Origin of the sequence: Pantoea sp. WMus005 (genome assembly GCF_013415305.1) — a bacterium.
Taxonomy (GTDB): domain Bacteria; phylum Pseudomonadota; class Gammaproteobacteria; order Enterobacterales; family Enterobacteriaceae; genus Pantoea; species Pantoea rara.
This window is the reverse complement of the sequence record NZ_JACBXU010000001.1, coordinates 1,590,089-1,600,290: the sequence shown is the minus strand read 5'-3', so window position 1 is coordinate 1,600,290 and position 10,202 is coordinate 1,590,089. Positions and strand designations below refer to the sequence as shown.

Below are 10,202 nucleotides of genomic sequence, written 5' to 3'. Positions count from 1 at the left end.
TTTCATTTACACTGTCATTCACCGCATCACACCCGGCGGTCCCTATTTTTTACAGGATAGTTATGTCTTTGCCCTCGCCACCCGACGATCACGATGAGCCGATTCGCCAGTCACTTGACGATGCGCACTTTGCGATAGTGGTACTTGTGGTGACCTCAGTAACGCTTATAATCTTTGTCCTGATGATTACGCTCTGGATGAGCTGACACGCACAGGGATTCAACGGATTGAATAAGGAGAAGGCGATGGACTCCGGAGATGACAAGTTAATCGCAATTATCGGTTTGCTGGCCGCCTGTCTGATCGGCGTCACCTTCCTGTTTACCATGGTGTGGCTGACCGATGTTCGTCATCCTGCCGAGCCTTCTCTCGACGTTCGCTCCTGTTACCCGAAAAAGCCCCCCTCTCAACACGTCTGATCACGCGTTACGTGTGGCGAACTTAATTTGCTGACTGCGCAACACCAGCGCCAGGGACTCATGCAGGTTACGGTTGCCATTGGGATCGGCTAATCCCAGTAGCGGACCCGGTGAACGCCTGTCATCCGCCCAGGCGGGATACTCCACCACTGGATAGAGCGAAATGCCCTCTATCGCAATGCCCTGATCCAGCGCTACCGCCACGTTTTCACTGATCTCCTGCAGCCAGGGCGCGCGTGCGTCGCCCTCTGCGCCGGTTTCGGCAATCAGCATCGGCCGCTGGTAGCGCTGCCAGCACTGTGCCAGCAAAATGTGCAGCGGAACGCGCGCCGGATCCTCAAGGGACATCGGTTGATCGGGGAAAAACCAGTGGTTGTCGGGATAGTAGTTCAGGCCGAGGATATCCAGGCAATCTTCACTGCCGCCTAACTCTTTATCGACGCGACCGGCAAGCATATCCCAGGCCTCGAACTGCGCCTGATGCTGCGCATCGGCATAGGGTTTGCTGTCCGGGTTATCGGGATGATGCGCAATCTGTACCAGCGGGTCGGTCAGGACAAAGCGCGCCTCCGGATAAACGTCACGAATGGCATGAATCGCCGCCAGCGAGGCACGGACAAGCTGGCGCTTCAGCTCTTTACCGCGATTCGCCGCGTGGGGATTGAACCAGGCGACATCAGCGCCGGCCCATGACCAGAAAGAGATTTGATTCACCGGCGTGAAGAAGGGGCGTTCAATGCCCTCATCGCGCATCAGTTGTGCCATAGCACGGGCGAAACGACTAAAATGTTCAACAAATTCGGCTTTCCAGATATTAAGATGATCAGGATAACCAAAGTGCGCCAGCTCCCAGATGATCTCAATCTCCTGACGTCGCGCGGCTTCTACCATCGGCAGAAAGCTTTGCCAGTCATACTGGCCGGGGATCTTTTCAATCAGATGCCAGCGGGCACCGTCGCGGGCGGTAAGCAGGTGCTGCTCAGCCAGCGCGGCATAATCTTTTTCCAGTAGCATGTCGTGTCCACTGCTGAAGACCATATCGAGCCGTTTACCCGGTGTACGGCAGGCGGTGGAGCAGGGGAAACTGCCCTGGAAAAAGCTGCGAAACAGGCTGGGATGGTAGCGCTGGCGGGTATCTGTAGGGGGTTGATGAGACATATTCCTCTCCTGCCGGGCTAATGCCGGTCACAGATCGTCCGGTTAAGTCTAGACTAAAAAACGCCCGTGACCGTTCACTCAATCGGAACAGTGGTATGGCGCCTGAGGTCGGGCCGGGGAATAATAAAAATAACTGCATTTTACAGGGAATTGTCATGACCGAAGCGTTTGAGCTCTCCCCGTCACTGGAACGGTCCAGCTGGCTGAAAACCCAACTGGAGCCAGAGTGTCTGCGTCATCCCGGGCTGAGCGGTGTTCATCAGCTAAGCGACGGGCTGGATGCCTTTGCTGCCCGCTATCTGCTGATACAAAAAGCAGAGCGTTCACTCGATATTCAGTACTACATCTGGCAAAACGATCTCTCTGGCCGGTTGCTGTTTAGCGCCGTACTGGAGGCGGCTCGTCGCGGCGTGAAGGTGCGGCTGCTGCTGGATGACAATAATACACCGGGTCTGGACGATACGCTGGCCCAGCTCAACCGCCATCCCAACATCGAGGTACGGCTGTTTAATCCGTTTTCGTTTCGCACTCTGCGCGCGTTGGGGTATCTCACCGATTTTGCCCGTCTGAACCGTCGCATGCATAACAAGAGCTTTACGGTGGATGGTGTCACAACCGTGGTAGGGGGACGCAATATCGGCGACGAATATTTCGGAACCGGCAATGAACCGCTGTTTGCCGATCTCGACGTAATGGCGGTTGGTCCGGTGGTGAAAGAGGTCGCAGAGGATTTTGAGCGCTACTGGCGGAGCAAGCCAGTATCAAAGCTGCAGCAGGTACTGGATGAAGATGAACCAGAAGAGGATAGCGTGAGTCTGCCGCCTGAATGGCGTCACAGTGAGCCGGTGCAGCGTTACCTTCAGCGGCTGGAAAATTCCTCACTGCTGCAGGAGCTGGAAGAGGGCACGCTGGACCTGACCTGGGCAAAAGCGCGGCTGCTGAGCGACGATCCGCGTAAAGGGCTGGGTAAAGCGCGCGCCAAAAGCCTGCTGCCACAACGGATGCTGGAAGTGATTGGCACCCCGCAGGAGCAGTTCGATATTATCTCTGCCTACTTTGTGCCGACGCGTGCAGGCGTGGCTCAACTGCTGGCGCTGAAGCGCAAAGGGGTAAAAATTGCCATTCTGACCAACTCGCTGGCGGCCAACGATGTGTCGATCGTGCATGCCGGTTACGCCAAGTGGCGCAAAAAACTGCTGCGTCATGGCATCGCCCTCTATGAGCTGAAACCGCAGACGGGCGTACCTGATGCCCCGCACGACCGGGGATTAACCGGTAACTCCGGCTCCAGCCTGCATGCCAAAACCTTCTCGGTGGATCAACAGACGCTGTTTATCGGCTCATTTAACTTCGATCCCCGTTCAGCGGTGCTGAATACCGAGATGGGGCTGGTCATTGAGAGTGCGGCACTTGCCGCAGAGACGCATCAGCGCTTCAGCCAGTCAATGCGTGATCGGGCCTGGACGTTACGGCTGGATAAGTGGGGAAGGGTAAACTGGCTGGAATATCCGGATGAGCCGCAGCAGATTGTGCATAAACACGAGCCGGGCTGCTCCTGGTGGCAGCGCCTGCAGGTAAGGCTGGTGTGGCGACTGCCGATTGAGTGGCTGCTGTAAGCTGGGCTGTTCAACGTAGTGGGCTCCAAAACCACAGATTGCTTATCACAGACAATTTCTGGACGTAAAGCGAAGGGTACCGGCTCCCTGAGCCTGCTCGCTGTACGCAAGGCGATGAGAGTTTGCTCCCATCGCCTTGTGTTTATTCGCTGTCTTCAGGCAATACCATCAATGCCCTTTTCCGGCCTGCCTGCGCTCAAACTTACCCGAGAACAGGAACCGCAGCAGCGGAATGCGCAGGTGAATCTCGTAAAGCAGAAACGCGATGCCAAACACCATCAGCAGGCCGACGAAGAAACCCAGCGTATTGTTTTCAATCCGTGGCGTGACATAAATGCCATACAGCAGCGTCAGCGGATGGTGCACCAGATAGATAAACAGTGACGCATTGACCAGATACATGATGCGCGGCGAATGCGCGTTCAGCAGTTTGTGACCAAAGCAGAAGCAAACGTTCAGCATGCAGAGGCCCATCAGCGTCGTGATGATCGCATCCAGCTCATACAACCAGCCATCGCCACTGCTCAGACGCTGATTAGTACAGTAGGCGACAAACATCACTACCGCGCCGATCCACATCACCGGATTAAACCGCACAAACAGCAGTTTCAGCGGCTGATGCTTCCACGCCAGGGCGCCCAGCATAAAGAACGGCAGATAAAAGAGCGTCTGCATTACAACGATGTTGAACAAGCCATCCATCAGCCAGTCAGGCTGGAAAATAAACACCAGACGGCGGAACACACACCACACCAGCGCCCACGCCAGCACGCCAGCAGCCAGTGCACTCCAGCCAACCCGCGTGTAATCAATGGTGCGATGCTGATCGCGCAACCAGCGGAATGTCACCATGCCCAGCGTGGTCAGCATCACCAGCACTACCAGGAACCACAGGTGCGAAATCAGCTCCCACATCAGATTATTAAACTTCTGATAGGGCGTGAAGCGGGGCCAGTCAGCCAGCTTATCTGTCCACTCTTTCAGCATGAAAAATTGCGGCAGCGTGAGCAGGGGAATGGCGGTGAGTAAGGGGATCCCCACGCGCTCCAGACGCACTTTCAGAAAGCGGCGTGGCTGATAGCGCAGATACAGCATGTAGGAGAAGTATCCGGAGATGACAAAAAACACCTGCATACGAAACGCATGAATAAAATCATTCAGCAGCGTCAGCCATAACGACGCCTCGTGACTATTGACAGCCCATTTCTGCGCGGAGTAGATGAGGGAAACGTGAAACGGCACCCCCAGTAACATCAGATACGCGCGGATGGAATCGAGGAAGTATTCACGTTCAGGTTTTACAGTACTCATAAAGTTCCAGTTCGTTAGTACGTTTGACCGGTTTCACCCTGAAACCGGATTATGCTCTGTGAAAATTCTACCTGGGATAAACCAGGTATACTATCAGTGGAATCCGTAGTGTCTAATTGTCCTAAAAGTAGCGTAAGGCCAGACGAAATGCGGGAACAATGTTGCGCATAAGCTGTCGGAAAACCGAATAATCCTTTAAGATAAACGGGTTTGATTTAAGCACACGAAAGGGGGGGATGTGCCGACTAAAGAAAAAAATAAAGCCGGACTGCTGAAGGTACGCTGGATTGGTACTGCAGTTCTGCTGGCGTTGTACGCCAATAACAGTTGGGCGTTTAACATCGATGATGTAGCCAAACAAGCCAAAGCGTTGGCAGGGAAAAGCTTCGAAGCGCCTAAAAGCAATTTACCCTCTCAATTTCGTGAAATGAAATTTGCTGATTATCAGCAGATCCAGTTTAACCACGATAAAGCGTATTGGGGCAAACTGCGCACGCCATTCAAGCTGGAGTTCTATCATCAGGGCATGTATTTCGATACCCCGGTGCAGATCAACGAAGTGACTGGCAGTGCAGTACGCGAGATTAAATACAACCCCGATTATTTTAATTTCGGTAATGTAAAACATGACGCGGAAGCGGTTAAAAACCTCGGATTTGCGGGTTTCAAAGTGCTTTACCCACTTAACAACAAGGGTAAAAACGATGAGATCGCCAGTTTCCTGGGCGCGAGCTATTTCCGTGTCATCGGTGGCGGTCAGGTTTATGGCCTGTCAGCGCGTGGACTGGCCATTGATACCGCTTTGCCGTCCGGTGAAGAGTTCCCGCGCTTCAAAGAGTTCTGGATTCAGCGTCCTAAACCTCAGGACAAACAGCTGGTGATCTACGCACTGCTTGATTCGCCGCGTGCGGCGGGTGCATATCGCTTTGTGCTGCATCCAGGTGAAGCGTCGACAGTTGATGTGCAGTCTAAAGTTTACCTGCGTGATAACGTCGGTAAACTGGGTATTGCACCGCTGACCAGTATGTTCCTGTTTGGTCAGAACCAGCCCTCGACGGTAAATAACTTCCGTCCGGCACTGCACGACTCTGACGGTCTCTCTATCCACAATGGTAACGGGGAGTGGATTTGGCGTCCGCTGAATAACCCGCGTCATCTGGCGGTGAGCACCTTTACCATTGAGAATCCAAAAGGTTTTGGTCTGCTGCAGCGTGGGCGTGACTTTGACAACTATCAGGATCTCGACGACCGCTACGATCTGCGTCCAAGCGGCTGGGTTGAACCCATTGGCGACTGGGGTAAAGGCCGGGTTGAACTGGTTGAAATCCCGACGGCAGATGAAACCAACGACAACATCGTTGCGTTCTGGACGCCGGAGACGCTGCCAGAGCCTGGCAAAGAGATGAACTTCAAATATCGTCTGCACTTCTCGCGTGACGAAAATCAGCTGCACTCCGATGATACCGCCTGGGTCAAAAATACCCTGCGTTCAGCGGGTGACGTGAAGCAGTCTAATCTGGTGCGTCAGCCGGATGGCACCGTGGCTTTCACCATCGACTTCGTGGGTAAAGACATGAGCAAGATGGCGGAAAACAGTCAGGTGGCACCTCAGGTCAGCGTCGGTAAAAATGCTGATGTGGTTGAGCAGAGCGTACGTTATAACCCGGTCACCAAAGGCTGGCGTCTGGTGTTGCGTCTGCGTGTGAAAGATGCCAAGCAGTCCACAGAAATGCGTGCGGCCTTGGTTAGCGGCGACAAGACATTGACGGAAACCTGGAGCTATCAGTTACCTGCCAATGAATAAATCGACTTTTACACCTCAACGTTATGTGGAATCTCTGCCGCTGGATGCGGCAGGGAAGGCTCGCCTGAGCGTCTCATTGCAGAATGCCGGCGAGTTCCACTTCATCCATGATGCGCTGGGCAGGGATGTCGCAGCCAGTGATCGTCCCGATGATGCGCCGTTAAAATCGGTCTCATCGCGGGTTGAAATGGCCTGGCCCGATTCGCTGGCCGACGGTCAGCAGTTGGGTAAAGATTATCTTGACCGCACCACGCTGAAAGCGATGCCGAAGGTCAAACGCTCACTGATGTTCCCGGAAGCGTGGCGTACTAACCCGGTCGCCCGTGCCTGGGACTCACTGCGTGGACACAAAACGATTCCGCGTTATACCAACGCGGAAGAGCGGCGTGCCGAGGAGAAGTGGCGTCATGTCGGTTCAATTCGCCGCTACATTCTGCTGATCCTGACCATTTTCCAGACTGTGGTCGCTACCTGGTACATGAAGAGCATTCTGCCTTATCAGGGCTGGACGCTTCTGGACCCGATGGAGATGATCAATCAGAACTGGCAGCAGTCGGTGATGCAGATTCTGCCTTATCTGTTGCAGACGGGTATTCTGTTCCTGTTCGCCATACTCTTCTGCTGGGTCTCTGCCGGTTTCTGGACAGCCCTGATGGGCTTCCTGCAACTGCTGATTGGACGTGACAAATACAGTATCTCTTACTCAACCGTGGGAGATGAGCCGCTTAACCCGGCACATCGTACTGCGCTGATTATGCCGATCTGTAATGAAGACGTTGAGCGTGTTTACGCCGGTCTGCGTGCGACATGGGAATCCGTGGTTCGCACAGGTAACGCTGAACACTTTGACGTTTACATCCTCAGCGACAGTTACGATGCGGATATCGCCATTGCCGAGCAGAAAGCCTGGATGGAACTGGTGCGGGATGTCGGTGGGGCAGGCAAGATTTTCTATCGCCGTCGTCGCCGTCGTGTGAAGCGTAAAAGCGGCAACATCGATGACTTCTGTCGTCGCTGGGGCAGCAACTATAGCTACATGGTCGTGCTGGATGCCGATAGCGTCATGAGCGGGGAGTGTCTCACCGGTCTGGTGCGGATGATGGATGCTAACCCGAATGCCGGGATCATCCAGTCGTCGCCGAAAGCATCGGGTATGGATACGCTCTATGCGCGCTGTCAGCAATTTGCGACCCGCGTCTACGGCCCGCTGTTTACAGCCGGCCTGCACTTCTGGCAGTTGGGCGAGTCTCACTACTGGGGACATAACGCGATTATCCGTGTGAAACCCTTTATCGAGCACTGTGCGCTGGCACCGTTACCGGGCGAAGGCTCCTTTGCCGGTTCAATCATGTCGCATGACTTCGTAGAAGCTGCGTTGATGCGTCGTGCTGGCTGGGGCGTCTGGATTGCTTATGACCTGCCGGGTTCCTATGAAGAGCTGCCACCAAACCTGCTGGATGAGCTGAAGCGTGACCGTCGCTGGTGTCACGGTAACCTGATGAACTTCCGCCTGTTCCTGGTAAAAGGAATGCATCCGGTTCACCGTGCGGTGTTCCTGACCGGTGTTATGTCTTACCTGTCGGCTCCGCTGTGGTTTATGTTCCTGGCCCTTTCCACTGCCTTACAGGTGGTGCATACGCTGATGGAACCGACCTACTTCCTGCAACCAAGGCAGCTGTTCCCGGTCTGGCCGCAGTGGCGTCCGGAGCTGGCGATCGCGCTGTTCTCGACCACCATGGTCCTGCTGTTCCTGCCGAAGATGCTGAGTGTCGTGTTGATCTGGTTTAAAGGATCGAAGGCTTATGGGGGTCCTTTGCGCCTGCTGGCCTCACTGGTTCTGGAAACGCTGTTCTCGGTGCTGCTGGCACCGGTGCGTATGCTGTTCCATACGGTGTTCGTCGTCAGCGCCTTCCTCGGATGGGAAGTGGTGTGGAACTCACCGCAGCGTGATGACGATGCCACTCCGTGGGGCGAGGCGTTTAAACGTCACGGTTCGCAGATGGCATTAGGTCTGGTGTGGGCGACAGGAATGGGACTGCTGGATCTTAACTTCCTGTGGTGGCTGGCTCCGATCGTCTTCTCACTGATCCTGTCGCCGTTCGTTTCGGTGATGTCGAGCCGCTCAACACTGGGTATTAAGAGCAAGAAAGCCAAACTGTTCCTGATCCCGGAAGAGTATTCGCCGCCGCAGGAGCTGGTGGATACCGATCGCTATGTGCTGCTGAACCGTGAACGTGCGCTGGAAAATGGCTTTATGCATGCCCTGTTCCATCCTGCCTTTAACGCGCTTGCAACCGCACTGGCGACATCGCGCCACAGGCAAAGTCAGCTACTGGACTATGCACGTGACCGCCGCGTGGACCAGGCGCTGAGCGATTCGCCGGATAAACTGGGCCGCGAACAGCGTCTGCAGTTGATCAGCGATCCGGTGGTGCTGGCCCGTGTTCATACCCGACTCTGGGAAAATGCGGACAAGTATCATCAGTGGGTAGAGAGTTATCAGAAACTTAACCTCAACCCCAACGCGCTGGCAAAAAACGCGTAATCTGAAAAAGCGGCAGCGATGCCGCTTTTTTTATGGGATTAAAACAGCGATTCGCTGATAAATTGTTAGCTGGCAGTCACCGCGGGCAGCGCGTGACGTTCTCAACGGCTGTTCATGGCGGGTATCAGTGGTGAAAGCGTTTTTAAAGGCGGGTGTTGTCGCAACAGCGGTGCTCTGTTTAAGCGGATGCGGCAGTATCATCAGTCGGACCTTCCCCGGGCAGGGGCACGGTAACCAGTATTACCCGGGCGTACAGTGGGATGTACGCGACAGCGGGTGGCGGGTCTTAACGATCCTCGATTTGCCGCTGTCGCTGGTGGTTGACACCCTGTTATTACCGGTGGATGCCAGTCACGGTCCTTACGAGTAACTGCGATCGGAGTCGCTGTTATCATCTTCCCACTCTTGCGCTGCGGCCTCACCTTCTTCGGTGTCCAGCGGCGGCTCAAGCTGGAACTCGCCGTCATCCCACTCATGCAGAGTGTTTTCCGCTAACCACTCCTGACGCAGTTCAACTTCGTCGAAATCAGCATCAAAAATGGCCTGTGCGGCTTCACCGCTGCGGAACGGCAGACACTCGCCTGCTTCACCTTCATCGGCCATGAACTCAGCCTGCCACATAATATCGCCATCCTGCATCACATACTTCTGCAGGCCAAACTGGCTGATCGATGCTTCGTCTTCATCTACCTCAGGGTGATTAGCCAGATACTCTTCACGTGCAGCATCAATCGCTTCCTCTAACGTACTGTACATGCTCATCGATCTTCTCCTTACCGGGTTCATTAACTGCAAATTCATTGGATTTCAGTGAAGGATAGACGAAATTCAGGGGAGGGAAAGGGCGTGCCAGTGTAACTGGCGGGAAATAAACCATTTCCCGCCAGTCAGGGTCAGATCATCTTTTGCGGGAAGTGCAGCACGGGTTGCACAGAGTCATGAATCACGGGGGCTGAGTAGCGGATACAACATTTTATACAGGGTTTAACTTTTTTAAAATTAATTCTGGCGATAGAGAGAGCCTGACTCAGGTTATATAAAGTGCCGATGAATATGACCTCTTCTTTGTCAGGCATACGTTTGCACCCCTTACGATGAAGAAAATGATAATTGTCCTGATCGGTACCAATAGTGACGTAATAGTAGAGACCTTTGTTCATATTAATTGTCCCATTAGAGGTTTGCTGTGTTGTCTTTTTATAATTTTGGTCGGAGACGTTAGACGTCTGACTGTCATGGGAGAAATTACCGATAAGCGTAAATGACTTCAAATGCCATAACGGTCTATCGGGTTGTTAAAAAGATGTAAATTGGAATATAAGCTAAATCCGCAAGGCAATAGCTTGTAA

General features: G+C 53.9%; 10 protein-coding genes. 6 read left to right on the top strand and 4 right to left on the bottom strand.

Annotated elements, in window-relative coordinates:
* Positions 1–62: 62 nt before the first annotated feature.
* Positions 63–206 (top strand): hypothetical protein, encoded by a 144-nt coding sequence (locus HZZ01_RS07235; RefSeq protein WP_179896103.1) that lies wholly within the window; start codon positions 63–65, stop codon positions 204–206.
* 39 nt (positions 207–245) lie between these two features.
* A complete protein-coding gene (locus HZZ01_RS07230) occupies positions 246–419 on the top strand; it encodes a hypothetical protein (RefSeq protein ID WP_179896102.1) in 174 nt (57 codons plus the stop codon).
* On the opposite strand, the gene HZZ01_RS07225 is transcribed toward HZZ01_RS07230, so the two are convergent.
* Positions 420–1,577 (bottom strand): beta-glucosidase, encoded by a 1,158-nt coding sequence (locus tag HZZ01_RS07225; protein WP_179896101.1) that lies wholly within the window; start codon positions 1,575–1,577, stop codon positions 420–422. It lies immediately after the preceding gene.
* Between the two features lie 155 nt (positions 1,578–1,732).
* Between HZZ01_RS07225 and HZZ01_RS07220 the strand changes: the two genes are divergently transcribed.
* Positions 1,733–3,193, top strand: a complete 1,461-nt coding sequence (locus tag HZZ01_RS07220) for a phospholipase D family protein (protein WP_179896100.1) — start codon at positions 1,733–1,735, stop codon at positions 3,191–3,193.
* Between the two features lie 168 nt (positions 3,194–3,361).
* On the opposite strand, the gene mdoC is transcribed toward HZZ01_RS07220, so the two are convergent.
* A complete protein-coding gene (gene mdoC, locus HZZ01_RS07215) occupies positions 3,362–4,504 on the bottom strand; it encodes a glucans biosynthesis protein MdoC (RefSeq protein ID WP_179896099.1) in 1,143 nt (380 codons plus the stop codon).
* Between the two features lie 268 nt (positions 4,505–4,772).
* Between mdoC and HZZ01_RS07210 the strand changes: the two genes are divergently transcribed.
* The 3 genes from HZZ01_RS07210 to HZZ01_RS07200 all read left to right on the top strand — a co-directional run bounded on the left by HZZ01_RS07210 (position 4,773) and on the right by HZZ01_RS07200 (position 9,223).
* Positions 4,773–6,308: a glucan biosynthesis protein G gene (locus HZZ01_RS07210; protein ID WP_179897116.1), complete on the top strand. Its 1,536-nt coding sequence runs from the start codon at positions 4,773–4,775 to the stop codon at positions 6,306–6,308.
* Positions 6,301–8,853 (top strand): glucans biosynthesis glucosyltransferase MdoH, encoded by a 2,553-nt coding sequence (mdoH, locus tag HZZ01_RS07205; protein WP_179896098.1) that lies wholly within the window; start codon positions 6,301–6,303, stop codon positions 8,851–8,853. Before HZZ01_RS07210 ends, mdoH begins: the two co-directional genes overlap by 8 nt.
* 130 nt (positions 8,854–8,983) lie before the next feature.
* Entirely contained in the window at positions 8,984–9,223 is a 240-nt protein-coding gene (locus tag HZZ01_RS07200) for a YceK/YidQ family lipoprotein (protein ID WP_179896097.1), read from the top strand.
* On the opposite strand, the gene HZZ01_RS07195 is transcribed toward HZZ01_RS07200, so the two are convergent.
* Both HZZ01_RS07195 and HZZ01_RS20950 read right to left on the bottom strand, forming a co-directional pair.
* Positions 9,214–9,615: a MysB family protein gene (locus tag HZZ01_RS07195; RefSeq protein ID WP_179896096.1), complete on the bottom strand. Its 402-nt coding sequence runs from the start codon at positions 9,613–9,615 to the stop codon at positions 9,214–9,216. The two genes, HZZ01_RS07200 and HZZ01_RS07195, sit on opposite strands and share 10 nt — an antisense overlap.
* A 131-nt stretch (positions 9,616–9,746) precedes the next feature.
* Positions 9,747–10,013 (bottom strand): hypothetical protein, encoded by a 267-nt coding sequence (locus tag HZZ01_RS20950; protein WP_255434135.1) that lies wholly within the window; start codon positions 10,011–10,013, stop codon positions 9,747–9,749.
* Between the last annotated feature and the right edge of the window lie 189 nt (positions 10,014–10,202).

Bases quoted from the DNA above. Each gene is read 5' to 3' on its own strand.
- HZZ01_RS07235 (WP_179896103.1), top strand. From the start codon at position 63: ATGTCTTTGCCCTCGCCACCCGACGATCACGATGAGCCGATTCGCCAG.
- HZZ01_RS07230 (WP_179896102.1), top strand. From the start codon at position 246: ATGGACTCCGGAGATGACAAGTTAATCGCAATTATCGGTTTGCTGGCC.
- HZZ01_RS07225 (WP_179896101.1), bottom strand. From the start codon at position 1,577: ATGTCTCATCAACCCCCTACAGATACCCGCCAGCGCTACCATCCCAGC.
- HZZ01_RS07220 (WP_179896100.1), top strand. From the start codon at position 1,733: ATGACCGAAGCGTTTGAGCTCTCCCCGTCACTGGAACGGTCCAGCTGG.
- mdoC (WP_179896099.1), bottom strand. From the start codon at position 4,504: ATGAGTACTGTAAAACCTGAACGTGAATACTTCCTCGATTCCATCCGC.
- mdoH (WP_179896098.1), top strand. From the start codon at position 6,301: ATGAATAAATCGACTTTTACACCTCAACGTTATGTGGAATCTCTGCCG.
- HZZ01_RS07195 (WP_179896096.1), bottom strand. From the start codon at position 9,615: ATGAGCATGTACAGTACGTTAGAGGAAGCGATTGATGCTGCACGTGAA.
- HZZ01_RS20950 (WP_255434135.1), bottom strand. From the start codon at position 10,013: ATGAACAAAGGTCTCTACTATTACGTCACTATTGGTACCGATCAGGAC.